Origin of the sequence: Providencia sp. 2024EL-00732 (assembly GCF_044006275.1) — a bacterium.
Classification (GTDB): domain Bacteria; phylum Pseudomonadota; class Gammaproteobacteria; order Enterobacterales; family Enterobacteriaceae; genus Providencia; species Providencia huashanensis.
This window is the reverse complement of the sequence record NZ_JBIPDG010000003.1, coordinates 215,359-241,664: the sequence shown is the minus strand read 5'-3', so window position 1 is coordinate 241,664 and position 26,306 is coordinate 215,359. Positions and strand designations below refer to the sequence as shown.

General features: G+C 40.7%; 23 protein-coding genes, 1 tRNA gene and 2 pseudogenes. 9 read left to right on the top strand and 17 right to left on the bottom strand.

Translation table 11 applies throughout. From position 1 onward, the window contains the following. Window positions 1–54: 54 nt before the first annotated feature. Together ACHB7C_RS07865 and tesA are read right to left on the bottom strand one after the other, a co-directional pair. Entirely contained in the window at window positions 55–858 is an 804-nt protein-coding gene (locus ACHB7C_RS07865) for an SDR family oxidoreductase (protein ID WP_210831551.1), read from the bottom strand. Window positions 859–937: 79 nt separating this feature from the next. Further along, window positions 938–1,579: a multifunctional acyl-CoA thioesterase I/protease I/lysophospholipase L1 gene (tesA, locus tag ACHB7C_RS07860; RefSeq protein ID WP_042848104.1), complete on the bottom strand. Its 642-nt coding sequence runs from the start codon at window positions 1,577–1,579 to the stop codon at window positions 938–940. On the opposite strand from tesA, the gene ybbA reads away from it, so the two are divergent. The 3 genes from ybbA to ACHB7C_RS07845 all read left to right on the top strand — a co-directional run bounded on the left by ybbA (window position 1,547) and on the right by ACHB7C_RS07845 (window position 6,262). After that, window positions 1,547–2,233 carry a putative ABC transporter ATP-binding protein YbbA gene (gene ybbA, locus ACHB7C_RS07855; RefSeq protein WP_042848102.1) on the top strand — a complete coding sequence of 229 codons (687 nt, stop codon included), beginning with the start codon at window positions 1,547–1,549 and terminating at the stop codon, window positions 2,231–2,233. The genes tesA and ybbA overlap by 33 nt on opposite strands. After that, complete coding sequence (gene ybbP / locus ACHB7C_RS07850; protein ID WP_048608057.1) at window positions 2,230–4,677, top strand: putative ABC transporter permease subunit YbbP; 2,448 nt, start codon at window positions 2,230–2,232, stop codon at window positions 4,675–4,677. Before ybbA ends, ybbP begins: the two co-directional genes overlap by 4 nt. Before the next feature lie 214 nt (window positions 4,678–4,891). Continuing rightward, on the top strand, window positions 4,892–6,262 hold the full coding sequence (locus ACHB7C_RS07845; protein ID WP_166685774.1) for an esterase-like activity of phytase family protein: 1,371 nt from the start codon (window positions 4,892–4,894) through the stop codon (window positions 6,260–6,262). Between the two features lie 129 nt (window positions 6,263–6,391). On the opposite strand, the gene ACHB7C_RS07840 is transcribed toward ACHB7C_RS07845, so the two are convergent. The 5 genes from ACHB7C_RS07840 to ppiB form a co-directional block, all read right to left on the bottom strand. Next, window positions 6,392–7,630 (bottom strand): CynX/NimT family MFS transporter, encoded by a 1,239-nt coding sequence (locus ACHB7C_RS07840; protein WP_129466313.1) that lies wholly within the window; start codon window positions 7,628–7,630, stop codon window positions 6,392–6,394. Window positions 7,631–7,749: 119 nt separating this feature from the next. Beyond that, complete coding sequence (purK, locus tag ACHB7C_RS07835) at window positions 7,750–8,832, bottom strand: 5-(carboxyamino)imidazole ribonucleotide synthase (protein WP_042848094.1); 1,083 nt, start codon at window positions 8,830–8,832, stop codon at window positions 7,750–7,752. Continuing rightward, window positions 8,832–9,347 carry a 5-(carboxyamino)imidazole ribonucleotide mutase gene (purE, locus tag ACHB7C_RS07830; protein ID WP_048608054.1) on the bottom strand — a complete coding sequence of 172 codons (516 nt, stop codon included), beginning with the start codon at window positions 9,345–9,347 and terminating at the stop codon, window positions 8,832–8,834. Before purE ends, purK begins: the two co-directional genes overlap by 1 nt. Before the next feature lie 149 nt (window positions 9,348–9,496). Then, on the bottom strand, window positions 9,497–10,222 hold the full coding sequence (lpxH, locus tag ACHB7C_RS07825) for a UDP-2,3-diacylglucosamine diphosphatase (RefSeq protein ID WP_042848091.1): 726 nt from the start codon (window positions 10,220–10,222) through the stop codon (window positions 9,497–9,499). Window positions 10,223–10,232: 10 nt separating this feature from the next. Then, window positions 10,233–10,727, bottom strand: coding sequence for a peptidylprolyl isomerase B (ppiB, locus tag ACHB7C_RS07820; protein ID WP_042848090.1), 495 nt, complete (start codon window positions 10,725–10,727; stop codon window positions 10,233–10,235). A gap of 269 nt (window positions 10,728–10,996) precedes the next feature. Here ppiB and cysS point away from each other — a divergent pair, with 269 nt between their 5' ends. Beyond that, window positions 10,997–12,385, top strand: a complete 1,389-nt coding sequence (gene cysS / locus ACHB7C_RS07815) for a cysteine--tRNA ligase (protein ID WP_129466312.1) — start codon at window positions 10,997–10,999, stop codon at window positions 12,383–12,385. A 674-nt stretch (window positions 12,386–13,059) separates the two neighbouring features. Here the strand turns inward: cysS and fruA are convergent. The 5 genes from fruA to folD form a co-directional block, all read right to left on the bottom strand. After that, the gene (gene fruA / locus ACHB7C_RS07810) at window positions 13,060–14,754 is read right to left on the bottom strand and encodes a PTS fructose transporter subunit IIBC (protein ID WP_395346995.1); all 1,695 of its coding nucleotides are present in this window, start codon (window positions 14,752–14,754) and stop codon (window positions 13,060–13,062) included. Between the two features lie 11 nt (window positions 14,755–14,765). Beyond that, window positions 14,766–15,710, bottom strand: a complete 945-nt coding sequence (fruK, locus tag ACHB7C_RS07805) for a 1-phosphofructokinase (RefSeq protein ID WP_042845343.1) — start codon at window positions 15,708–15,710, stop codon at window positions 14,766–14,768. Next, window positions 15,707–16,879, bottom strand: a complete 1,173-nt coding sequence (gene fruB, locus ACHB7C_RS07800; RefSeq protein WP_166686108.1) for a fused PTS fructose transporter subunit IIA/HPr protein — start codon at window positions 16,877–16,879, stop codon at window positions 15,707–15,709. Before fruB ends, fruK begins: the two co-directional genes overlap by 4 nt. Window positions 16,880–17,290: 411 nt before the next feature. After that, window positions 17,291–17,503 (bottom strand): ribosome-associated protein YbcJ, encoded by a 213-nt coding sequence (gene ybcJ, locus ACHB7C_RS07795; RefSeq protein WP_071548520.1) that lies wholly within the window; start codon window positions 17,501–17,503, stop codon window positions 17,291–17,293. A gap of 17 nt (window positions 17,504–17,520) precedes the next feature. Further along, on the bottom strand, window positions 17,521–18,378 hold the full coding sequence (gene folD / locus ACHB7C_RS07790; RefSeq protein ID WP_042845338.1) for a bifunctional methylenetetrahydrofolate dehydrogenase/methenyltetrahydrofolate cyclohydrolase FolD: 858 nt from the start codon (window positions 18,376–18,378) through the stop codon (window positions 17,521–17,523). A 187-nt stretch (window positions 18,379–18,565) separates the two neighbouring features. Here folD and ACHB7C_RS07785 point away from each other — a divergent pair. Further along, a tRNA-Arg gene (locus ACHB7C_RS07785) sits at window positions 18,566–18,642 on the top strand. Window positions 18,643–18,663: 21 nt separating this feature from the next. Here ACHB7C_RS07785 and ACHB7C_RS07780 read toward each other — a convergent pair. Next, window positions 18,664–19,107: pseudogene (locus ACHB7C_RS07780) on the bottom strand (site-specific integrase); the annotation flags it as partial. Between the two features lie 866 nt (window positions 19,108–19,973). Between ACHB7C_RS07780 and ACHB7C_RS07775 the strand changes: the two are divergent. Beyond that, window positions 19,974–21,269 carry a hypothetical protein gene (locus ACHB7C_RS07775; RefSeq protein WP_395346939.1) on the top strand — a complete coding sequence of 432 codons (1,296 nt, stop codon included), beginning with the start codon at window positions 19,974–19,976 and terminating at the stop codon, window positions 21,267–21,269. Window positions 21,270–21,662: 393 nt separating this feature from the next. After that, on the top strand, window positions 21,663–22,193 hold the full coding sequence (locus tag ACHB7C_RS07770) for a GNAT family N-acetyltransferase (RefSeq protein ID WP_166686110.1): 531 nt from the start codon (window positions 21,663–21,665) through the stop codon (window positions 22,191–22,193). A 484-nt stretch (window positions 22,194–22,677) separates the two neighbouring features. Here ACHB7C_RS07770 and ACHB7C_RS07765 read toward each other — a convergent pair whose 3' ends face one another. The 3 genes from ACHB7C_RS07765 to ACHB7C_RS07755 form a co-directional block, all read right to left on the bottom strand. Beyond that, window positions 22,678–23,325 (bottom strand): class I SAM-dependent methyltransferase, encoded by a 648-nt coding sequence (locus ACHB7C_RS07765; RefSeq protein WP_395346993.1) that lies wholly within the window; start codon window positions 23,323–23,325, stop codon window positions 22,678–22,680. Window positions 23,326–23,450: 125 nt separating this feature from the next. After that, window positions 23,451–23,987 carry a GNAT family N-acetyltransferase gene (locus tag ACHB7C_RS07760; RefSeq protein ID WP_042845323.1) on the bottom strand — a complete coding sequence of 179 codons (537 nt, stop codon included), beginning with the start codon at window positions 23,985–23,987 and terminating at the stop codon, window positions 23,451–23,453. Window positions 23,988–24,302: 315 nt separating this feature from the next. Further along, a complete protein-coding gene (locus ACHB7C_RS07755) occupies window positions 24,303–24,488 on the bottom strand; it encodes a hypothetical protein (protein ID WP_395346991.1) in 186 nt (61 codons plus the stop codon). Window positions 24,489–24,565: 77 nt separating this feature from the next. On the opposite strand from ACHB7C_RS07755, the pseudogene ACHB7C_RS07750 reads away from it, so the two are divergent. Then, window positions 24,566–24,655: pseudogene (locus tag ACHB7C_RS07750) on the top strand (Arm DNA-binding domain-containing protein); the annotation flags it as partial. A 171-nt stretch (window positions 24,656–24,826) separates the two neighbouring features. Continuing rightward, window positions 24,827–25,240: a hypothetical protein gene (locus tag ACHB7C_RS07745; RefSeq protein WP_395346936.1), complete on the top strand. Its 414-nt coding sequence runs from the start codon at window positions 24,827–24,829 to the stop codon at window positions 25,238–25,240. A 389-nt stretch (window positions 25,241–25,629) separates the two neighbouring features. Here ACHB7C_RS07745 and ACHB7C_RS07740 read toward each other — a convergent pair whose 3' ends face one another. Further along, on the bottom strand, window positions 25,630–26,289 hold the full coding sequence (locus ACHB7C_RS07740) for a MarC family NAAT transporter (protein WP_129466255.1): 660 nt from the start codon (window positions 26,287–26,289) through the stop codon (window positions 25,630–25,632). Window positions 26,290–26,306: the final 17 nt, after the last annotated feature.

Below are 26,306 nucleotides of genomic sequence, written 5' to 3'. Positions count from 1 at the left end.
TCTCTTTAGAATTTTTTTAACATTAATAGTAGAGTGGGGCTGATTTTGCTTTTTTCAAGCCTTTTTCCCCTGATTTGCCAGTATTTTATCCATTAATTTGTCGGGTAGAATACGTTTAAGTATACGCACGGCAACGGTTAATAATGTGACTGAATAGCGTACTTTGGGGTGTGGGCTTTCTAAAGCATGGATTAGTTTCTCAACCACATGCTCTGGCGTTAATGTAAAGCGAGAAGCAATCCCTGGGTTTTTAATGGGTTTATCTTTTTGAGTTTGTTCGACATTTTGGGTAAATGCAGTATGAATAGGGCCGGGTTCAATTAAGCTGATAAATACACCGCTACCTTTTAGCTCTAATCGTAATGCATCTGACCAAGCTTCAAGGGCATATTTACTGGCTGCATAGGCCCCGCGGCCAGGGGTCGAAATAATGCCCATTACGGAGCTAGTTTGAATTATTCGGCCTTCATGGTGCTCTAGCATGGAAGGGAGTAATTGTAAGGTAAGCTGGTGGACACCAAAAAAATTGGTGGAAAATTGCGCTTCGAGTTGCTCGCGACTAATGCTACTTAAAGGCCCATATACGCCAAACCCTGCGTTATTGAATAATCCGAAAAGCCGATGGTTACAGAGAGATAATACAGTTTGTGCCGCAGCATCTATGCTATTGTTATCATTAAGATCAAGGGAGACCGTGTCATAGCCAAGTGCTTGAAGGCGTAAAATATCGCTTTCTTTTCGACAAGCGGCAATAACATGGTAACCACGCTGGCGTAGGGTTTGTGCAGCACAAAAGCCAATACCACTCGATGCTCCGGTAACCAAGATTGATTTTTTGTTTCGTGCTGATGTTTGCATAACTTTACCTTGATTCCATGCAATTTAAATTATTTCGAGTATAAAAGAGGGCTTTTATACTCTGAGTTTAGCCATTATTTTACTGCTTAGGCGGTAAAATATGCGCAGAAAGTTGCTTTTCCATAAAATCAGCAATTGATGGTTGGGCTTCTACTGTAGGATGAATACCATCTTGTTGTATCCATTCAGGCTTTGTAATCACCGTTTCCATATAAAATGGTAATAAAGGTATTTTATTATTTTCAGCAAGTTTGGGATAAACTTTTTCAAAGCTTGTTGTATAACGTTTTCCATAATTGGGTGGAATACGAATTTGCATTAAGAGCGGTTTTGCACCAGATTGCTCTATTTGGTCGATAATTTGCTGTAAATTAGTTTCGAGATCCTCAACAGGGAGGCCTTGTAAGCCATCATTGGCACCTAATTCAATCAGAACCCAGTTTGGTTTGTTTTGTGTAAGTAAGGTAGAAAGGCGTTCAAGCCCTTGTGCTGAGGTATTCCCACTGATGCTGCCATTAATAACTGCAATGGGCGGTGACAGTTTCTGCCAACGGTCGGCAAGTAGCGAGGCCCAAGCCTGCTCAGCCGGTAAACGGTAGCCTGCACTCAGGCTATCCCCTAAGATCAATAACTTAGTTGACGCCAGTGCGTGTCCACTCGCGGTTAGTAACAGGAGAAAAACCAATATATGTCGGCGAATAATATTCTTGAAGTTCATCATCTCATTAAACGTGTTGGTCAAGGTGAACATGAACTGACTATATTGCAAGGTGTTGAGCTAATTGTCGAGCCCGGTCAAACAATTGCTTTAATTGGCGAGTCTGGATCTGGAAAATCGACCCTATTGGGGATCATCGCAGGCTTAGATGATGGTTCTAGTGGCACGGTTAGTTTACTAGGGCAAGAGCTAACCCGTATGGATGAAGAACAACGTGCGCGTTTACGTGCTGAAAGTGTCGGTTTTGTTTTCCAGTCTTTTATGCTTATTCCAACATTAAATGCGGTTGAAAACGTGCAGCTACCTGCCTTATTACGTGGTGAATCTGAATCAAAAAGCTACCAACAAGCCGCTGATTTACTGGCTGAATTAGGGCTAGGGAAACGCCTTAATCATATGCCGGCTCAGCTTTCAGGAGGGGAGCAGCAACGGGTTGCATTAGCTCGCGCTTTTAATGGGCGCCCGAAAATTTTGTTTGCAGATGAGCCAACGGGGAATTTAGACCGCCATACTGGGGATAAAATTGCTGATTTATTATTTGCTATGAATAAAGACCATGGCACAACCTTAATTTTAGTCACTCATGATAACGAATTAGCCGCTCGTTGCCAGCGTCGTTTACGGTTAGTTGATGGGCAATTGAGGGAAGAAATATGATTTGGCGTTGGTTTTGGCGTGAATGGAAAACACCATCGCTACTTATTGTTTGGCTTGCATTGACGCTTGCTGTTGCCTGCGTATTAGCGTTGGGGCGCATTAGTGATCGTATTGAAAATAGTATGAGTTACCAAAGCCGTGAGTTACTGGCTGGTGATTTAGTTTTACGTTCTTCACACCCCGCTGACCCAAAATGGTTGCAAGAAGCGAAAAATACAGGGCTACAGCTGAGCCAGCAGATTTCATTTTCGACGATGGCATATGCAACCGAAGATGAAGATGCAAGGCCGCAACTGGTACTAGTCAAAGCCGCAGATAACGCTTACCCACTCTATGGTGGGTTAGTAACTGAACCTGAAGGCTTACAGCCTAGACAAGGGCAGGTTTTAGTTGCACCACGGCTACTTGAGTTATTGGGACTTAAAGTTGGAGATAGCCTCGATATTGGTGATGCCACACTTAAAATTTCAGGTAAATTGCTCCAAGAACCTGATAGCGGTTTTAACCCATTTCAAATAGCGCCAAGGGTATTAATTGCGATTGAAGATGCACCATTAACAGGGGCAATTCAATTGGGGAGCCGTTTAACATATCGCGATATGTTTGCTGGTGATACCGACATGGTCAGCAGTTTTCAACAAAAATTTGATCAACAGCTCCGAAGTGACCAACGTTGGTATACTTTAAGTGAGAATAACGGGGCGGTCGGAAAAACCTTCCAGCGGGCGCAACAGTTCTTGTTACTGTCAGTTTTATTAACCTTATTGTTAGCCATTGCCGCGGTAGTGGTTTCTATGACCCATTATTGTCGCAGCCGTCATCAGTTAATAGCAGTGCTTAAAACCTTAGGTGCAGGGCGAAATGCGTTACGGAAATGGATTATTGGCCAATGGTTGGTGATCTTAATTGCTGCGGCACTACTCGGCTCATTATTAGGGTTGGCTTTTGAAGGCATTTTAATGCAAATCCTTGGTGCCATGTTACCGAAAGAACTTCCATCAGCAAGCTTAATGCCTTGGGTTTGGGCTGTAGGTACCCTATTTATTATTGCTATTATTGTTGGTAGCCGGCCTTATTACCAACTTATGGCAACTCAGCCTTCAAGGGTATTACGGGATGATGCTCAGTCTCCTGTTTGGCCACTATATTATTATTTACCTATCGTAGTATTCATTGTTGTTGGTGGTTTATTTATCTTTGCGGGGGTAAACCCACTGTTATGGTCGATTCTAGCAGGGATTGTGGTTGTTGCTATTTTATTGGCTTTAATTGGTTGGCTAGGGCTATGGGGGCTTCGACATATTAAATTCCGCCAGCTTAGCTTACGTCTTTCTGTGAGCCGGTTACTAAGGCAACCACTACAAACGATTACTCAGATGAGTGCATTTTCATTATCGTTTATGTTATTGGCGTTATTGATCTTAGTGCGCGGTGATCTTCTTGATCGTTGGCAGCAGCAACTTCCTGCGGATAGCCCTAATTATTTTTTGATCAACATGAATCACTCACAGCTTGAGCCTGTGACAAAATTACTTGCACAGTACCAAGTTAAACCGACAGAGTTTAACCCTGTGGTACTTGCACGCTTAACGGATATTAACGATCAATCTGCTATTGAATGGGCAGATGAGCGAGATCCCAATAATAATACGGTTAGGCGTGAATTAAGTTTAACATGGCAATCGGAATTAGCCCCTGCGAATGTAGTGGATGAAGGGACGTGGCCACCTAAAGCGGGTGAAGTTTCAATTGAACAGACGGTGGTTAAAGAGCTAGGTTTAAAAATCGGCGATAAACTTACTTTTAACGCAGGTGCTCAGGTGTTTTCGGCAACAGTAAGCAGTATTCGTACTGTTGATTGGGAAAGTTTACGGCCAAACTTCTATTTTATTTTTTCAGAAGAAACGTTATCGGCCATGCCAGCAACTTGGCTAAGTAGCTTCCATTACGAAGGCGATGGTCAGTTATTGACACAACTTAGTCGTCAGTATCCAACTATTAATGTCCTTGATACTGGGGCGATTATCACACAGATCCAGCAAATTCTTCAGCAAGTCAGCCAAGCTCTTGAAGTAATGGTTGTGTTGGTTATCTTCTGTGGAATACTGTTGCTATTAGCGCAGATCCAAGTGGGAATGAGCCAGCGCGAACGTGAGTTGGTTGTTTATCGCACCCTCGGTGCAAGTAAAAAACTGATGCGAAGAACATTGTGGAGTGAATTTGCTTTACTTGGTTTAATGGCGGGTCTTGCGGCTGCATTTGGCGCAGAAATCGCGTTATGGTTACTGCAAAGTAAAGTATTTGATTTTCCATGGCAACCCGAGTGGCGTATGTGGGTATTACTCCCTTTAAGTGCCGCCTTATTGTTATCTATTTGTGGCGGGTGGCTGGGGCTGCGTCTGGTTGGAACAGGAAACCAGCACAGGCGGCTACCAAATAGTTAACAGGGTGATTTTTAGCGTTAGGCGGTCTGTAATGCTAAAAGTTAACTTAAATAAAGGGGCAAGTATGAGTGCTGTTTGCTTGCCCTTAATCATAGCAGGCCGTTTGTTGGTGTCTCTAGTCAAATAACTGTCTTTAATTCATCACAAAATTGTCATTCACTATAGTTATGATTCCGCTGTCTATTATTGATGGTCATACAGTGGAAATATAACAATGCAATATAACAATTCTATTAAGCGTAAGTTCGGTTCTTTATCTTTGTTGGCAAGTTTAATTACTTTTAGCATTTCAGGGTTCGCTCAACAGGAAGTACCAGCAACGCTGGCTGGGCATTCTATTTTGCCTGTTGATTCAACGGTTTCAGCGCCACACAATGCGCCTTCAGGTTTACAAGTTAGCGGTAAATTTACTACGGGGACTCGTGTTGATACTCTCGGTAAAGTCGAGGGTAAATCTGCTGATCGACCAACAGGGATGTCTATTCCAATTAAAGGTCAACCGCGGCAAGGTCATTCAGGTATCAAGCATATGGCTGATGGTACTTATTGGGTTTTGACTGATAACGGCTTTGGTAACAAAGTAAATTCACCAGATTCTATGTTATATATCACGCAATATGATATTGATTTTAAATCAGGTAAAACGACACCATTGAAAACCGTTTTCTTCCATGACCCAAATAAAATTATTCCTTTTCATATTATTAATGAAGACTCAAAAGAACGTTATCTGACGGGGAGTGATTTCGACCCAGAAAGCTTTCAGTTTGCTGATGGTGCGTTATGGGTAGGTGATGAATTTGGCCCTTATTTAATCAAGATGGACCTTGATGGTAAAGTCTTGGCATTGTTTGAAACCCAAGTGAATGGGGAAAAAGTGATTTCTCCAGATCACTACCAAGTAACAACGCCAGGCAAACCATCTGATACAGTGGCTTTTCAAGTTAATCGCTCAAAAGGTTTCGAAGGGATGGCATCATCACCGGATGGCTCAAAATTATATCCGATGCTAGAAGGGGCAATTTGGGACGATAAAAAGCAAGACTATGAAAGTGTGGATGGTAAGCGAGCCGCTCGCATTTTGGAATTTGATGTCAAGAAACAAGGTTGGACAGGCAGAAGTTGGTTGTATGTCTTTGAAGATAACCAAAATGCGATTGGTGATTTCAATTTAATTGATGATACCCACGGTTTAATTATTGAGCGTGATAATGGCGAGGGGACAGCTGACAAGGCATGTGCAGCGGGTAGTAGTAAGACTGAAAATTGTTTTAGTCATTTAGCGAAATTTAAACGCGTATATCGCATTGAGTTCTCGGATAAAAATGTAGGCGGTGCGGTCGATAAGCAAGCATATATAGATTTGATGCAGATTAAAGACCCGAATAACCAAGCAAGAAAAGCGTTAAACGAGGGCGTATTTACCTTCCCATTCTTTACTATTGAAAATGTGGATATTGTGGATGATGAACATATTATTGTGGGGAATGACAATAATTTCCCATTCTCATCGAGCCGTGACCCGAATAAAGCGGATGACAACGAATTTATTTTACTGAAAGTCCCTGAGTTACTAAAACCTTAATTTATTTTATGCCACTTTAACACGATGTTGGGTGGCATAAACTGATACGCATGTGTTGATCCAATATCTGGTCTTTTAGCTTATTTTCCCTTGGTTTTAATCTTTCCCGAGCTAGAGTCTCGGGATTTTTTATTGAGTATTGAGTACAGGGGGCTTCATCATCAATGTTAGCAGTAAAATAACGACAACAGGGGCAGCAATAATTAAAAATGCTGGGGTGAAGCTGCCTGTAAAATCTTTTATTGCGCCGGCGATAAAAGGGGCCAAACAGGCAATAGTAGAAATTAAATTTACCACGGAAAACAATTCTAAATAAGGGCCACGACCAAAATAGTTAGACAGCAGAACACTCGATGCAAGGAAGGTCATACCATACCCAACACCGACACACAGTACGAATAAAATGAGCCATAACCAAGATGTCGCAATGCTTAGGAAAACCACGCCAAGTACCATAATGATTAGACTACCAATTAATAGTTTTTTAGGTTCTAACCATTCACCAGCAGCTCCACCAATAAACCTTGAGAATGCATTAACAAATGCCATTGTACTAAGTAATGAAACTGCAACGGTCATACCAAACCCGCGCTCCTCAATATGTGCCACGGCAAAGCTGTTGACAGTAATGCCACACCATAAAAAAGAGGTGTAGGTTGCTGCAATTAAATAAAATTGCCATGTACGCAGTGCTCTGCCGACAGTCCATACTTCAGCAGTACGATAAATGGGTTTATTGGCATCACTCACTTGTTTTTGCATCACTTTTTTTGCATGAGCTTGTTCTTGTTTGCCTTCGCGCAACATAAAAATCGTGATTAAAGTAACAATGCTCAGGTAAACGGCGCAAAGTACCCAATGCATACGCCATGAGCCGAGCTGATTAGAGGCATAAAAGTAGATCCATGGGCCTGCTACGCCACCTAACCCGCCTATGGTGAAATACATCCCAAAGGCGAGAGATTGTTTTTCAAATAACCGTGAGAGGACATAAGTCCCTGGAACGGTAGCCAGTAGGGTAAAACCTATCCCAATTAGTGCTGTGCCAAGAAAATAAGTACTGATGGTATGTGTGGAGTATAAGTTATAAAAACCCGTGATAAAGACCAATGTTCCCAACAGTAAAGTGGTGCGTACCCCCATTTTACGGATAAGAAGTGAAGGGAGAAAACTGGCGAGACCACAGGTTAACCCGAGTAAAGTAAAACCGAAGCCTGCTTCGCTCCAGCTCCATTTAAGTTCGCTTATCATCTCCGGTAGTACCACACCCAAAGAGGTAAAGGTTGTTGCGGTGGCTAAAAAGTAAACCAGCCCTAAAAGGATGAGAATGCACCATTGATAAAGCGGACTAAAAGGCTGCGAGGACATATTAACTCCGGTAATGCCGCACACCTTGAAACCAGGATACGTATTGATTGGGTGACGGCCAAAAATAGCAGAATGCCCGAAAACATGTTCGGGCATCGATTAAGCGTTATTTTCGCTATTTATTGCTGAGAGTGCCAGTCTAATTTTGCATTTGCCCACTCAATGCCACTTTTGTACTCATTTGGTAAAAGCGGAATTAGGCTATTAAGGGTTGAAATAAGTTGCTGGTAATCATTATGGGCTAAATTTAAATGACCAACTTTACGGGCAGGGCGTACTTCTTTTTCATACCAGTGTAGGTGAATAAGCGGTAGTTTAAGCCAGTCAAGGTTGATATTAGTGCCAATAAGGTTGACCATAACCGCAGGGCTATAAACCTCAGGGGATGGCATCGGCAAGTTTAAAATTGCCCTTAAATGTAATTCGAATTGGCTAATGGAGGCACCGTTTTGAGTCCAATGCCCACTATTATGAACGCGAGGGGCAATCTCATTGATAAGTAAGTTATCGCCAACCACGAAACATTCCATTGCCATGACACCGATATAACCTAATTCATCCATGACTGCACTTAACATCGCCTGCGCTTGCGCTTGTAATGGAGTAGCAGATTTAGGGAAAGCGACGCTGGTACGCAAGATCCCTTCTTGATGGAGGTTATGGGTGATTGGGTAGAAAACGGACTCCCCTGCTTGGTTGCGTGCGCCAATCACAGACACTTCGCCATCAAAGGGAATGCCTTGCTCAACGATGCACTCACCATAAATTTCTGCGGGCAATTGAGTTTCATCGCCGGGGCGCACTCTCCATTGCCCTCGGCCATCGTAACCGCCAGTTCTACGCTTGACGATGAGAAAGTCCCCTAACGTAGCGAATAGCTCAGGCCATTGTTCTGGTGACTCAAGCCGTGCCCAAGGCGCCGTTGCAAGCTGCAAGCTATCAAATAGGCTTTTTTGTGGGAACCTATCCGCTAGGCGTGGAAAAATATCACGATTAATAAAAGCGTTATGACGTGCGAGTTCTTTTGTTAATGGGGTTTCAGGCCAGCGTTCAATTTCCGCAGTGATCACGCTTTGTTGATAAGGAACCGCCTCAGGTTCCGCATCAAGGCCAACAGGAAAAACAGCGATACCTAATGGCTCGCCCGCTTGGCGAAGCATTCGGCCTAATTGGCCATTACCAAGAACGCAGACGGGCTTCATTAGGCTTCCCTCGGATCTGGGTTGTTTAACACATCATCAGTTTGCGTCGCACGCCATGCAGCGAGGCGATTGAAAACGACGGAGTCACTGATTGCGAGTACTTGAGCGGCTAATAAAGCCGCATTGGCAGCGCCTGCTTTGCCTATAGCTAAGGTCCCAACGGGGACCCCTTTGGGCATTTGTACGATAGAATAGAGGCTATCGACGCCACTGAGTGCAGCACTTTGTACAGGAACGCCAAATACAGGAACTAAGGTTTTCGCTGCTAACATACCCGGTAAATGAGCGGCTCCGCCAGCACCGGCAATAATCACATCAAAGCCATTTTCTTTCGCATTTTCAGCGAAAGAAAACAGTTTGTCTGGGGTGCGGTGTGCTGAGACTATTTCGACATGAAAAGGGAGTTGGAGCTCGGTTAACACATCAGCAGCATGCTGCATGGTTGTCCAGTCACTTTTCGAACCCATAACAATGGCGATTTTTGCCGCAGATTGATCAGAAGCTTGGGCAGTCATTTGGTGCTTTCCTGTATTGAAAAAAACGTCACCCGAAGGCGGAGAATTGAATTGTGTCGATCATATCACGACAAAGCAGCAAGGAAAACGTTTGCGTGATTAATAAATAGGCAATCAGTTGTGTTTACAACCAAGAAGTTGCAGAAGCGTTATTCGAATGGGAAGAAAATGAGTTCGATACCTTGTTGATTGATAACAAAGGCAGAACCTTCATGATGCCATGCACCTAACACGCCACGAAAATGAACTTTACCACCAATATTGATTTCATGAATAGCAGGGCGGTGGGTATGACCGTGGATCATCCATTGGGCTTGGTGCCTTTTTAGTGCGTCAATAACCGCTTGAGGATTAACATCCATGATGGATTCTGCTTTCATACTGCTTGCATACTGGCTATTTTGGCGCATTTTTTGGGCAATGCGGCGGCGAATAAATAAGGGAAGTGCAAGAAAAATACGTTGAACCCATGGAGTATGGACTTTTTTACGGTAGTTTTGATAAGCGGCATCATCAGTGCATAAAGTATCACCGTGTAAAATCAAAATGCGATTACCATAAAGTTCCAGCAATGTTTCTTGGGGCAAAATAGTCATGCCACATTGTTTGGCGTAACGTTTACCCATCAAAAAATCCCGATTTCCGTGAATGAAATAGCAAGGGACTCCCTGACTTGTCAGTGTTTTTAATTCGTTAGCAACAAGTTGATGAAGCGGGCCTTGATCATCATCACCCACCCAATAATTAAAAAAATCACCGAGGATATACAGGCTATCGGCGTGGATGGCTTGCTGTTGAATAAAATTAATAAAACCGGCGGTGATCGCCGGTTCATCTTCACTCAAATGCAAATCTGCAATGATATAAGTGGACATGCGCTCAGGCTTACTCGCTAACTGTCACTTTCTCAATGATTACATCTTCACGAGGAACGTCTTGGTGGAACCCACTGCGACCAGTCGATACCCCTTTGATTTTGTCGACAACGTCCATGCCTTCAACAACCTCTGCAAATACGCAGTAACCCCAGCCATCAGGGCGCTCTGAGCGGAAGTTTAAGAAGTCATTATCAACAACGTTAATAAAAAATTGTGCGGTTGCAGAATGTGGGTCGTTGGTACGAGCCATTGCTAATGTACCACGGCTGTTTTTGACACCGTTGTTAGCTTCATTTTTGATAGGAGCTTTAGTGTTTTTTTGTTCCATGCCGGGCTCAAAACCACCACCTTGGATCATGAAACCATTAATAACACGATGGAAAATGGTATTATTGTAGAAACCTTCACGACAATAAGTTAAAAAGTTTTCGACTGTGACGGGGGCTTTATCGTCAAAGGTTTTGATAACAATGTCACCGTGATTGGTATGAAATGTAACCATAATAGCTATCCTGAATAATTGTTTTTTATGCGCTATCTTGCGAAAGCGTTGAGATCAGCAAGTTTATATCACAGATAAAACCTGACTTGAAGCAGCAGTACGCATTGTAGCTGTTTTATAGCATAATAGGTGCGTCTTAAATACAATGAAAAAACCGATAGTAAAGGTCGGTTAAACCCTTGCATTCTTAAGGTGAACGGGGTTCAATAACATGATATTTTATCGATAGAAATCGATAATCATTTTTCAAATAAAATGGAAAAGTTCAGATGCTGCAAATTTTTAATACACTAAGTCGTCAAAAAGAAGAGTTTAAGCCCATCCACGCAGGTAAGATTGGGATGTATGTGTGTGGCATCACTATCTACGACTTGTGTCATATCGGTCATGGCCGTACATTTGTAGCGTTTGATGCAATTAGCCGTTATTTACGTTATTTAGGTTATGACTTGAATTATGTTCGTAATGTGACTGATATTGACGATAAAATCATTAAACGTGCGGCGGAAAATAATGAAAGCGTTGAAGCGCTGACAACGCGTATGCTGGCTGAAATGCATAAAGATTTCGATGCTTTAAATATCTTGCGCCCAGACAGCGAGCCACGTGCAACACGTCATATTAGTGAAATTATTGAATTAACCCAAAGTTTAATTGAACGTGGACACGCGTATGTTGCAGGTAATGGCGATGTCATGTTTGAGGTAAAAACTGACCCGAATTATGGCTTATTGTCGCGCCAAGATTTAGAACAACTGCAAGCGGGTGCACGCGTTGAAGTTGCGGATGTTAAACGAAATCCAATGGATTTTGTGTTGTGGAAAATGTCCAAACAAGGTGAACCTAGTTGGGAGTCACCTTGGGGTTTAGGTCGCCCAGGCTGGCATATTGAATGTTCCGCGATGAATAGCAAAACGTTAGGTAACCATTTTGATATTCACGGTGGGGGCTCTGACTTAATGTTCCCACACCATGAAAACGAAATTGCACAATCTACCTGTGCCCATGATGGCCCATATGTTAATTATTGGATGCACTCAGGGATGGTGATGGTTGATAGAGAGAAAATGTCTAAATCTCTCAATAACTTTTTTACTATTCGTGATGTGCTTGAGTATTACGATGCAGAAACGGTACGTTATTTCTTGTTATCTGGTCATTATCGTAGCCAACTCAATTATACCGAAGAAAATTTAAAGCAGGCTCGTACAGCACTTGAGCGCATGTATACCGCATTACGAGGCACCGATAAATCAGCTGTACCAGCTGGCGGTGAAGAATTTAAAGCTCGTTTTATTGAAGCGATGAATGACGATTTTAATACTCCAGAAGCCTATTCTGTATTGTTTGATATGGTACGTGAAGTAAACCGCTTGAAATCAGAAGATATGTCAGCGGCCAATGGGATGGCGGCACAACTTCGTGAGCTAGCCGGTGTTCTAGGTTTGTTAGAACAAGACCCAGAAAGTTTCCTAAAAGGTGGCGCACAGACTGAAGATGATGCAGAAGTGGCAAAAATTGAGGCATTAATTCAACAACGTTTAGATGCGCGTCAGAATAAAGATTGGGCACAAGCGGATGCGGCGCGTGATGAACTTACTGCAATGGGGGTGGTGTTGGAGGATGGTGCGGCTGGCACTACGTGGCGTCGCAAATAATACGCGTCATATTTCGCGCTGTGGCGGTGTTGCCATCACTTGGCTACTTGGGTCACATACTTTTGTATGCTCCCCAAGTTATCCGCGTTCGGCGCCTAGCCACAACGCGAACTATTTAGCGTATTAATAAGTGTTAATTTCACGCTGTGGCGGTGTTGCCATCACTTGGCTACTTGGGTCACATACCTTTGTATGCTCCCCGAGTTATCCGCTTTCGGCGCCTAGCCACAACGCGAACTATTTAGCGTATTAATAAGTGTTAATTTCACGCTGTGGCGGTGTTGCCATCACTTGGCTACTTGGGTCACATACTTTTGTATGCTCCCCAAGTTATCCGCTTTCGGCGCCTAGCCACAATACGAACTATTTAGCGTATTAATAAGTGTTAATTTCACGCTGTGGCGGTGTTGCCATCACTTGGCTACTTGGGTCACATACTTTTGTATGCTCCCCGAGTTATCCGCGTTCGGTGCCTAGCAATAACATTAAATATTCAGCATATTAATATAAGTTTTATTTCAAATATAAATTGAGTTAAAAATAAAGCGTTAGATATTTAAGCGGTTAGGTAGTGATATCTAACCGTTTTTATTTTGTTCTAGATAAAAGCCCCCCAATTAAGGGGGGAATAAGACTACCAACAGGGACTAGGAATGGAACTTAAATTGGTATGACTAAGCGATACTTGCCATTTCTTGTTGAGCTTCTTTAGGGGTTGCTTTTTTGACAATGGCATAAAGCACACCTGAAACCACTGTGCCAACTACTATCGCGAATAAATACATCAATACATGATTAATGGCTCCGGGTATTAACAGCACAAATAGACCCCCGTGAGGTGCCATCAACTGAATACCAAAGTACATGGATAACGCTCCAGTTATTGCGCCACCAATGATACAAACAGGGAGAACACGGATAGGGTCTTTTGCTGCAAAGGGAATGGCTCCTTCAGAAATAAAGCATAATCCTAGAACAAATGAAGCTTTGCCTGCCTCACGTTCCGCTGGAACAAATTTATGACGAGCCAAAAAGGTTGCAATACCCATTGCAAGAGGGGGAACCATTCCTGCTGCCATAATCGCTGCCATTGGCGCATAAGTTTGTGAACTTAACAGGCCCACACCAAAAGCATAGGCAGCTTTATTGACCGGGCCTCCCATATCAGTGCACATCATTGCACCGAGAATCGCCCCTAAGATCACGGCATTGGTGGTTCCCATCGTATTTAGCCAGTTTGTTAGCCAATCCATTAACCAAGCGACGGGATGCCCTATTACATAGATCATGGCTAGGCCGGTCACTAAGGTAGAAATTAGTGGCACGATTAAAATTGGTTTTAGTGCCTCCATTGTTTGCGGTAATTTTAATCGAGTACTAATAAAATGAGCACTGTAACCCGCAAGGAAGCCAGAAATAATCCCACCTAAGAACCCAGCACCTAAAGTGGTTGCAAGTACACCGCCGACTAGACCTGGCGTTAAACCAGTCCTATCAGCAATAGAGTAGGCGATATAACCGGATAGCACTGGCACCATCAACGCGAGAGCTGTTTGTCCACCAATTAGGCTAAGTGCCCAAGCCAGTGACCCTTCAATGTTGGAAGCGTCCAAACCAAACGCAAATGACAGTGCGGTGCACAGACCTCCGGCAACAACCATCGGAAGCATATAAGACACTCCAGTGAGTAAGTGTTTATATATTCCACGTTTTTCATTGGTTTTATGTGATTGCGAGGAGGGGGTTCCACATTGTGGCGTGAATAGACTCGCTTCTTCTATAGCTTTATCCATTACTTGAGCTGTTTTTTTCAATGCCGCACTGGTGGAGGTGCGGTACATTTTTTTCCCCGCAAATTTATCAACATTGACTTCAATGTCTGCCGCGACGATAACAAGATCGGCCCGTTCTATTTCTTCTGGTATAATTTCGTTTCCTACACCGACGGAACCTCGAGTTTCTACTTTTATATGCCAGCCACGTTTTTTGGCTTCAGTTTCAAGAGCTTCTGCTGACATATAGGTATGTGCAACCCCTGTAGGGCAGGCGGTAACTGCCAGAACAGATAGAGGAGACGAATGAGAAGGTGCTGAAGCATTTTCTGTTAAGAATATAGCTTGGCTAAGAGCTGCTGAAAGAAATTCAGCAGGTTGCCTAATTGCGTGCTCAGGAAGGCCAAAATAAACTTTTTTATCAATGCAAGTAAAGTTATCAGGTAGTTGATTTTCAAAACAAATGATAATATCGGCATCTGAAAGTTGTTCTGTAAACGTAATATTTTGGCTAGCAGATATTTTTTTTAAGGCATCAATAGCCAGCCAGACAATAGCAGGACCTTGTTGATGACTCGGAGCGATTAGTATTTTCATCATGTTTACCCTTATTCTACTGTAAACGGCTGTAAGTCAATTTGAGCCATCATGCGTGCAAGTTGAGCTCTGTTAGTAACACCGACATTAGGTTGTGAGACTGCGAGTGCGGATACCGCTGTAGCAAGACGTAAGGTATGTTCACTAGTTTGGCTCATTAATAAGCCATAGATTAGCCCGCCAACCATGGAGTCTCCGGCACCAACAGTACTGATAACTTCGCATTTAGGTGGTTTTGCAAACCAAGCCCCTGATGCGTTAACCCACATAGCACCTTCTTCACCTAAAGAAACGACAACATGGGCAATACCTTGCTGCCGGAGCTGATTCGCGGCCTCAACAATTTCTTGATGGGTAGATAGTGCTCTGCCTGCCCAAATTTCTAATTCACGGTGATTGGGTTTGACTAGCCAAGGTAATGCTTTTAAGCCTGCGACAAAGGCTTCGCGGCTACTATCAAAAATCACACACATGCATTGTTCACGCAGGCGGCGCATCCATTGGGTAAAATCATTTAAGTCGACGCCTTGAGGTAAACTTCCGCTAACACAAATCATATCGAATTGCCCAGCCCAGCTTAGTGAGTCTGTTACGAAACGCTGCCAATCTGCTTTGGTAATGCTAAAACCTGAAAAATTGAAATCAGTCACAGACCCAGCTTGCTCTGTGAGTTTCACATTAATTCGTGTACGTCCTTCAACGACTTGGAAGCGATTCGCGATACCCGTTTCACTAAAGACTTTTTGAAAGCCATCTTGGTTTTCTTTTCCTAAAAAACCACCGACGGTGACATCAATATCTAAATTTTTAAGTACTTTGGCGACATTGATCCCTTTTCCTGCTGCGTGAAGACCTGCAGTTTTAACTAAATTCACATCACCACGATGGATATCAGTTAACAGACCAACTAAGTCATAAGCTGGGTTTAAAGTGATAGTTGCAACTCTTCTACTCATGGAATTTGTTCTCCAAGTCCGGAATTAATGGCTTCGCCAATCGTGCTTATCGCTTGCTGTGCATCAACTCCTTCTGCGTGAATTCGTAAACGATGGCCACATTTAGCGCCTAAACTGACTATTTTCATTAAACTACGCCCATTAACAGGTACTGCTGTCCCATCAAGGTTACTGACGGTGATTGTGCTTTCGAATTTTTTAATAGTGCTGACTAACAGGGTACTTGGACGAGTATGCAAGCCATGTGGATTCATAATGGTAAAATCTTGAGTGATCCCAGACTGGCTTGGTTCTATAAGTGAATCGGAGGGGGAAGGGGAGTTTGTGTTTTGTTCATTTGTAAAGCGTGAAACTAAAGAGTTAACGTTATCATTTTTTAAAATATGACTGATTTGTTGGTTTTGTAATAACTGACTTACTTTTGATAGAAATGACTCAACTTGGTTATTCGCATAAGAAATGGTGATTAAGGCTTTGACTGGATGCTCTTGAAAATGAAAGGTGTTTTTGGCGACCGATAACGCAATACCATTTTGAATGTTCCCAACAGGGCTATCACTTAGCCAAATACCTTGTCCAAGGTAATAAGGTGTTTCAGTGAGCACTTGCGTAATAAAGTCAGTACTCACTATTTGGGCATTTTGTAGGTTAATAATATTTTGTATTTTCAATGTATTAATATTATCTGCATGGGCATTAATAGTAACCATCGTATCGTCAAATTTTAATGGCTGAATTTGGCTTTCTCCCATTAATAATTGCTTTAGTGCTTTAGGTGTATTTGCCTTTACCATTGCTTGCGCAATATTTTCATCACTAATAACGTGGGTCAATTGGCGAAGCAATTCTAAATGTTCATTAGATTGAGCAGCAATACCAATGACAATGTAAGCAGTTTGCCCATCGCCCCATTCAACACCATGAGGAAATTGGAATACAGAGAAACCCGTTTTTAATACTTGGTCTCGAGTGTCTGTTGTCCCATGAGGAATAGCAATCCCATTGCCTAAAAAAGTGGGGGCTTGCAGTTCTCGATTAAGCATCCCTTGTACATAACCACTTTTAACATAACCTGAGTTTTCTAATGCTAGAGCCACTTGTTCAATGGCACTCTTTTTGTCAGTTGCTGATGCAGCAAGATGGATATCATTAATTGATAGGCTAAACATAATTTCTCCTGATTATTTAGTGATAACCGGACCAGCCAGAAAGAATGCTTACGAGCAGATCTGATTGTTTGTTAATCATGTTATCGTTAACAACGATAGCTGAATCGTTTAGTCTTGTCTATGGAATAGAAGAAAATTATGTTGAAATTGAGATCTAAGTTAAATTTTTTAACTTAAATAAATACGTTTTATAAGGAGAGTTTTATTGCGAGCTGAAGTGTTGCTGAAATTATTTTATTATCAGAAACAAAGAATAATGTTTTTTTTAAAAGGCAGGGGGCAGGGGGTAAAAAATATCTCAAAATAAATTGTTGATGGTTTACTTGGAAATGAGCTAACAGATAAAGGGTTGTTATGATGGGGGTAAAGAGGGAGGTGGGTAAGCTGAATGGCTCAGCTTACCCAAATAAACTATTCTTCAACTCTGACTGTTTCACTACCCATTGAAACGGTTTTTCCAGCCAAAATTTTGCAGCGTTTACGTGTTTCAACGACGCCGTCGACTTGTACTAAGCCATCAGCAATCATTGCTTTAGCCATTGCGCCACTTTCAGCCCAGCCTTGAATTTTTAGCAAATCGCACAGTTCGACGTGCGGATGCCCATCAAGATTGAAAATTTCCATTGTTGCTCCAGATTACATTAAATATCGTGGTACTCTTCACACGCTTGTAACGTGTTTTGAATCAGGGTTGCTACGGTCATTGGCCCAACTCCACCGGGAACGGGGGTTATCCAAGATGCGCGTTTTGACGCCTCATCAAAATCAATATCCCCTGTTACTTTACCATTTTCTAAACGGTTAATACCAACATCAACAACGATAGCACCAGGTTTAATCCACTCTCCTGGAATAAAATTAGGCTTACCAACCGCAACAACAAGTAAGTCCGCATTGCGCACATGTTGTTCTAAGTCTTGGGTAAAACGATGGGTAACGGTTGTGGTGCAACCTGCTAATAGTAGCTCTAGGCTCATTGGGCGACCAACGATGTTAGATGCGCCAATAATAACGGCATTTAAACCGTGTGTATTGATATTATAGCGTTCTAGCAACGTAACGATGCCCCTTGGTGTGCAAGGGCGTAAGCGAGGTGCTCGCTGGCAAAGGCGACCCACATTGTAGGGGTGGAAGCCATCAACATCTTTGTCTGGATGAATGCGTTCAATAACTTTAACGTTATCAATGCCCGCAGGTAATGGCAATTGAACTAAGATCCCATCAATTTGGGTATCTTGGTTTAAATCGTCAATCAGTTTTAGTAATTCCGCTTCTGACGTTGTATCAGGTAAATCATAGGAACGCGAAATAAAACCGACTTCTTCACAAGCACGACGCTTACTGCCAACATAGATTTGCGAGGCAGGGTTGGCACCGACTAAAATAACGGCAAGCCCTGGAGCGCGTTTTCCTTGTTCTAAACGTAACTGTACTTTTTGGGCAACTTCTTGCCTAATTGTCTGCGCAATCGTTTTCCCATCAATAATTTTTGCTAACATCTGTAACTTAATCCATATATGAGACACGGTAATATCTCTATTTTGTCAGAACTTCACACTATTGTCAGTTCAAACTGTTACATAAATTGAGCATCTAGTAATTTTAGTAGCGAAAAGCCATTGACTCGGCGCTCAGCAACCGTATAATTCAACGCCATCAGCCATATAGGCTACCTGCATTATCAATGCGCCCTTAGCTCAGTTGGATAGAGCAACGGCCTTCTAAGCCGTAGGTCACAGGTTCGAATCCTGTAGGGCGTACCATTAATTTTCAATCACTTACCATCATTTAAAATTCTCCACTTTTGCTAACTGGGACGTATTTGGGACGCAAGTACCGAAAATAGTGTCTATTTGCTTCGCATGTTCAGCTAAATGATTAGGTGCTAAGTGTGCATATCTTCTCACCATATCAACTGATTCCCAGCCGCCCATTTTCTGTAAAACTGAAAGCGGGACGCCAGACTGAATCAACCAACTAGCCCATGTATGCCGCAAATCATGAAAGCGGAAGTTTTCTATCCCTGCTCTTTTTAGTGCAGCTCTCCATGCTGTGTTAGAATCAACGCGCATTTTTCTAACGCTTGGCGTTAATGTTCCGTCTGATCTCTTTTTGGATTCAGTGTGAACAAATACCCATTTGTGATGGTTTCCTATTTGTTCCTTAAGAACCTGACAAGATGTATCATTCAATGCAACACCGATAGCCTGACCTGATTTGCTTTCCTCTTTGGAATATTGACATGGTTTCCTTTCTCCTGTCTCACCAGTGTTCACTGGTATACAGGCTATAGGTTGCCTTGGAATCAAGGGCACTTAAGGCGGTTAAATAGGACTCCTTGATATTAAGGAGTCATGAGGCTCTGAAATTGGAGGCTCGTCACTGGCTGGCAATATTTCTAATAATGGTCATGAGATAAAAGTAACCACACTGGTAACCACCATCGGTAACCACTCAGGAATGGTTACCGATGGTGATTAATACCACAATGCAAATAAGCACTCTGACTAAATATCAATAAGTTACCGTGACGCAAATATGCGTTACCGATTAAATCAATGGGTTATCTACTCAGAACATGAATAACCAAAGCTAAAATAACGGTCCTATTACGGTCCGTATAATGCGATTGAAAGGCAAGATTACGGCAAGGTTAAACGGGGATGTTACGGGGAGGATTAAGCCGATAACGGTAAGGTTACGGTAAGGTATTAACCCTAATGTTACCCTAATGTTTTAGGCGGTCAAATTGACCGTTTGTAGTTGCATCAATGAGTTGTGACATGGTTAGTGGTCACTGTGACCTCTCGCAATAAAAACAATGCGTTGTCACCCCTTACCAATGGTCACTGAAACGATGACCAATGAGCATTAATCTGGTTTTGAGATAGTGCTTAGCGATAAAAGTTATAATTTTATGGTTTTATATTACCTTTCCAATATATGGACTTTCAGTATTAAATCTCAAGTAAACTCATTATATGAGTAATCTATTGTTACATTTATGGCATTTATTTAACACTCAAGTACAGAGTAATGAGGTATGATCCTTATAGAATTTATATAAGGTATAGATGGGACACTATTTAAAACAATGATTGAGCTTGATAGAGAATTAGTGTCCGAATATTTAAAAAACTTATTTTTTGGTGTGAACATCATTATGAAAATAGAGCAATCAAACTTAATGCGTTATCAACGAGTAACTAGAAAGCTATCCGCTATCATACTGCTTGGAATGTCATTATCAGCATTTGGAGCAACTGATAAATTAACAGTAAGGGCAGGTCAAACTGGATATTTAGGGGAGCTATATCCATCAGTAAGAATTTTTAATAATGACAGGCATCCCCAGAAAACTATGTATCCTTCAGATCCAAATGTCAATTATCCAATGTTGCCTAAAACAAATGACTATATAAAGTTTCTCACTACAAATGGAGGAGCTTTTGCTGAATATAATTCAGCATATGGGATAAAGTTAGTTAATGAGAATGATAATTCTCGAATTATAGTTTTGTTATTTAATGGTACGGTAACTACAAGATATAAAGAGTATAATGGCAATAATGTAACAAAAACTGCTGTCTTACAAAAATCGAAACAAATATCTGGAAATCTTGTACCAAGCGGTATTCTGACTTGGGCTCTTGAAAATAATAGCATAAATAGGCCAAATTATTTTTATCCGAATGCAAAAAGAAATGACGGTCTTAATCAAGTAAGCATTTCCAGCCTCTCTGCTTATGCAAGTTCAGTCTCAGGTGGAAATGCCTCAGTGGTTAAAGGTAAATATAAATTATTGCCTGGTGAGTCTATCGCTTTTGGATATAAAGATGATTTATATGGAAATAATTCAGGATGGTCATTTTTATTCCCCTACTTTTTAGATAACGACAGTTTAAGTGTTGAGGCATTAGACTCTTGTACCGTGGCACCTCTTAGCTCGACTGATATTAAATTTGGTAATCAACTTGCGGGGAGAAAACAGAACCAATTGCTTGAAACTAAACTTGCGAGCATACATGTTAATTGTGTAACAGCAGGTAAGCTTTTAATGGTAGTTTCAGCTAATCAGCAATTACATGGGCAAACAGGTTTGGGAAATAATTCAGGCACAAATTTGGCTGGAATGGCTTTGGACTCACTTAGTGGCAATACAGCGGATTCAACAGAAAGGCCATATATTGTAACCTCAAGAGCAGCATCCACCCCAGATATTTGTAGAAATGGAAATGGTGATGCTATTCCATATTATGACCGTATTAAGTTAGGGAATATGTCAAATAGTAGTACTAAAGAAACATTATATTTCAACCTTTGTCATAATGGAAATATCAAAGCGGGAAGCTATCGAGGGAGTATTGATGTTTCATTTTTCTTAGAATAGTTACTATAGTTCGTAATTAAAATTATAATATCCTCTTAGTCTGATATTTAACAATTAATTACGAACTATTATTTTAATAATTTACTCATAAAGCTACAGAGGTTTAATGGCTATCAGCTAACAGGGGTACAGATAGTTACTACTTAGTAAAAGTTAGTATCATAAGCTGATTTGAAATCGGAAAATCTAAAGAGGACATTTCACATCTTTAGACTAACCCACAATTAGTTACCTACCTTTCATTGTTCCTCTTTAAGATGACCTGTTCAGCTGCTCCGAAGTTACCGAGGAGTTTCAAATATATCTATAAAATTTTAGTTACTTGTGTGCTCAATTAATTCATAGTTAATCTACTAACTTATTGTGCAATGAGACCCTTATTGAGGCGCAAATATGATTATACGTTGTTATAGTGACAAAATAAGCGATAACAAAATAGATGAGCTGACCAATTTATTGTATAGATGCGTCCTTGGTGGGGCTAGTGTTGGATATACTGACGCAAAAGATCAAATAGGTGATATGAAAAATTATTGGGTTGGTGTCAATCACTCTTTATCAACAAACAATTTTAAGCTTATCTCAGTAGAGGTAGATAATAAAATCGTTGGTGTTGTTGGACTTGATTTGTGTACAAAGCCAAATGGCAAACACCGAGGAGAAATTTGTAAATTATTGGTATTACCTGATTACAGGCGCAAAGGTCTCGCAAGGAGATTAATGCTAGCGGCTGAGCAAATAGCATGGGAAATAGGATTGACACTTCTAACATTAGATACAAATACCAAAGGAATAACTGTTAGCTTATATACCTCTCTAGGATGGCAGGTTAGTGGTGAAATCCCTGAGTTCGCTCAATCAATTCATGGCGACCTTGAATCAACAACCATCATGTTCAAGCTAAACCCTGAAAGTAAAGTTTAAATAAGATTGATTAATAGCTGATTAAATTTGAAGTCGTACCTGTGTTAATTTTACAGTTCCGTTTGAAACGAAGTCGTGGAAAACACGAGTAGAACTATTTCCGGTTGGTATTTCATTATCTGCAATGAAATTACCAATTGATGATATTTTGCAATGCTGGTGGCTTTGGGAAAACTGAAGCCTGAACCTCTTAATTTTTGAGTCACAAAATAAAAAGGGGACATAATTGGAAGCATGATACGAAATTGAATGAATATAAAATGTTTATAATTAATGAGGTATGTCTTTATATTGAATCCTGTAGACTTCAAATGATGTCTATTTTTATGCCTAAAATTCAGTGGGTTAACTGATTTTACGCTTTCTTTGTTCATCTTCCAATGTAAAAAACTCCGCTCTATAAGCCGTCATGTGCCCCCCTTGATGGTGATCCTACGTGATGGACACCTTAACTTAACTCAGAGCGGATATTACAACTTTGCTATTACAAACGGTGTGCACTAATAATTAAAAAAGGTGAATATCGATTAAAAATTTCAGCTTCCGGTTTTTCCAATAGGGCGTCATTGATGACTTTAGGCTCTTTAAGAGCATCAATCACAAATCCCACATTGAGTAATCCCATAATATAACTTTCGACTGTTCGGTGATATTTAATAACGTCATCGACAAACCATGAGGTATGACGTATAGACTCATTCTGATAATTATCGACAGGCATACAGATAAATTCACCAGATTCATTTTTCATAAATGAAGAAGCATGTGCGGTACACATCGGATGTTCCACAGAGAATACAAATTTCCCACCCTCTTTGAGGTGAGAATATGCTTCGCTTGCGAGCTGATTAAAGTTTTCGATATAGTGGATTGCGAGGGAGGAAATAATAAAGTCAAAACGTTCATCGAAAGTCATAGGGTTAGTCATTGACGCATGAATATATTCAATATCATCGGTTTGGGTCAGTTTTCTGGCTTGTTCTATCATGTTACTTGAAAGCTCAATACCGTAAACTTTTTTCGCCCCTTTGCTGTGTGCGTACCGTGCAAAATCACCAAAGCCAGATCCCAAATCGAGAATTATTTTACCTTTTAAATCAGGTAATAGAGCCCTTAATGCAGGTTCTTCTATGATGCCATTAAGGCCCGTATCATTGACCCTTAATGTTTGATAATTTTAAAAAAAAATGGGGTTATCATAAATATTCTGTTCTTTCATAAATAGTCTCAGTATCGTTATAAATTATCTTCAAGCTGTTACCACTGATCACCACTGCGAAAATCGCAATAGAGTGGTTGGGAAAAATCAATCGTTTTATCTTTTGTCCACCCAAGAACGCCGCCTTCTTCATCAATGGAATGAATATAAGAGCCTTGTTTGAGTTCATACAGCTTTCCTTCCCAAACATGCCATCCTGCTGATTGATATAGAGGAAAACCCTCTTCAGATGCAGAAAGTAAGCCGAGTTGATAACAGTTTTCTATAATTTTGTTGGTTTCCTGCATGAGCTGTCGACCAATACCTTGGCGGCGATAACTTTCTAATACTGCCATGGCTTCAACATAACCGACAGTGACTGGGTGATGACCTAATGCCATATTGCGCTGAACAATGGATACGTGGCCAACAACATGTTTTTGGTCGTAAGCTAAAATATGCATGCCGCCTAAAGCATGCTGAAAGTCATCTCGAGAAAAATCACAGTCAAAGCTTTGATATAACAAAGTGTAGATAACCTCTTTTTGGTCATTAGATAACTGCGATGTATGGCGACTGAAATATTGGATAGTCATAGAGTCTCTTGAAGTGCTAGAAATAAAAGTAAATAGAATCAATAGTTTTTTTGGCGCCCCAAATATACCAATAATATTATTTAATAATTTTTGGATAAGTTGGGTTAATGTGTTTGTTAAAAAGGTAATTTCATTATTATCTAACTCATGCAAATGGAGCGGTTTGTACGAGCGCTAATATCTCGCTCTAGGGAAGAAAAGTTTTCATAAACACGTTGCGCCTCACAAAAAAACTGTGAGGAAACAAGTTTGAAGCCATATTGCTGTAATACAGTTTCAATTTGCTGCTGAATTGGACTGCGTATAGCTCCAATTTCAATCAGTTTGGAAAGCATTCAAAGAGGAAACCACGTAAGTGTTGTTCTCCACCCGATAGGGCAACATTTTTATGCTTCTATCCTGAATAATAAAATACCCATAATCATTTAGAATTCTATGGATTTCATTATAATTACTATTGTAATCATTAGTGTGGTGAATTAGTGCTCTTTCAAATACGATATCAATACTTACTGTATCAGTCTTGCTGAAAAGATATTTGTAGATAATTGATGGGTTTTTCTGTCGCGGCTTTAGCCATGTATTTAGAAGTTGCCCCGAATGGCTCTAAGTATTGGCGTATAAAATATAGATATGCTGGTAAAGATAAAAGGCTGGCTTTATATGTATAATTGTAATGTGTGAGAAGCCAATCATTGATATGGTAGATATTCACATTAGAGCTGATAGCGTGAGATTCTTACACACCATAGGGCGCAGTGCTTTCTGTTTTCTAGTGGATAACAATCGAGTAGTGTCGACCATACCTTTTTATAAGACAAAAAATAGGTCCGTTCAACATGATAGCGATTTTGATTAAATCATTTATTGGTAACATTAATGGATATAAAAATATAAAGAAAATAATATGGTTATGTATGTTAATTCCAGTTTTTGGTATCGCTAAGGAGAAGACTACCGTTGTTTATACTCCCTTAGAGCTATTAGAGATGACCGTTACCAATAAAATCCCGAATAGCGAAACCCCCGTTTTGGATAAGTTTGATAGCTCTAAAATGCTATTTAATGAATGTAAATCAATAGCAAAGATTGTAATTTCTAATTTCAGTAACGCCTACCCAACAGTAATTGATGTTGATAGCAGCACACACTTTAAAGTAAGAGTCGGATCAATAGATGAAGTGTTTACCTTGGAGTGTGTTAATGATGAAAAACGGGTTTACAGGGCTAAATACAAACCTAAAAGTAATTAGTTTTTATGGGGAATAGTTGATTATTGGTAGGGGAATAAGAATGATGATTTTCGGGCTCGTTAACAAAGGTAGTTAGATAGTTTTTTAACATTATATTTAAATTATATCCACTTCTCATGTAAATATGAAAAGGCGTCGTAATTTCAAATAGTTAGTAACTATATTTAAAAATTAAGTAATAACATATTCACTAATGTATTTTTTGTATATTCTAAAAGGATTTAGAGATGGTAAAGATAATTAATACTATTCGATATTAATTTATCACCTTTGTTGACTGGCGATGAAAAATAAAACGCTATAACACCTTATTCAGTTGAGGAGTAAGAGCTGAATAAGGTGTTATTTATATATTAAATCAGAGCAATACACGATAACATTGATCAAAACTAGCTAAAAAAACCAGAACGTGTGAGTTCTCCTATACCCGTAATGATAAACTGCACGCCCATACAAACCAGTAAAAATCCCATCAGCCTAGATATTGCATCAATACCGCTTTTACCAAAAAACTTCATAATAAGATTTGAGCTTTTTAGACTGGCCCACAGGATCACAGAAAAAATTAAAAATACCAGCGGTGGCGCGACAATAACAACCCAATGTGGGTAAGCGCTTTCATTGGTGATTACTGATGAAGCCATACTAATAATCATCGCTATAGTACCTGGCCCTGCAGTACTTGGCATAGCTAAAGGAACAAATGCAATACTAGATGTATTATCTACCGCTTTTCCCCCTTCAACATTACGGCTATTTTCAGCGATAGGAAACAACATACGAAAACCAATGTAGGCAACAATAAAACCACCTGCAATCCTCAAACCAGGAATAGTAACACCAAAGGTATTCATGATCGCTTGCCCTGAATACCATGAGGCCAACATAATAAAAAAGACATATACAGGCGTCATTTTTATAGTTTTTTTACGAGCCTCAATTGTCATTCCACCTGATAAACCAAGAAACAATGCAACTGTAGTTAGTGGATTTGATAATGGCAACAATACCACTAACCCAATACCTATTGCAGTTAATAATTCAAACATGACCACCTCATATATTT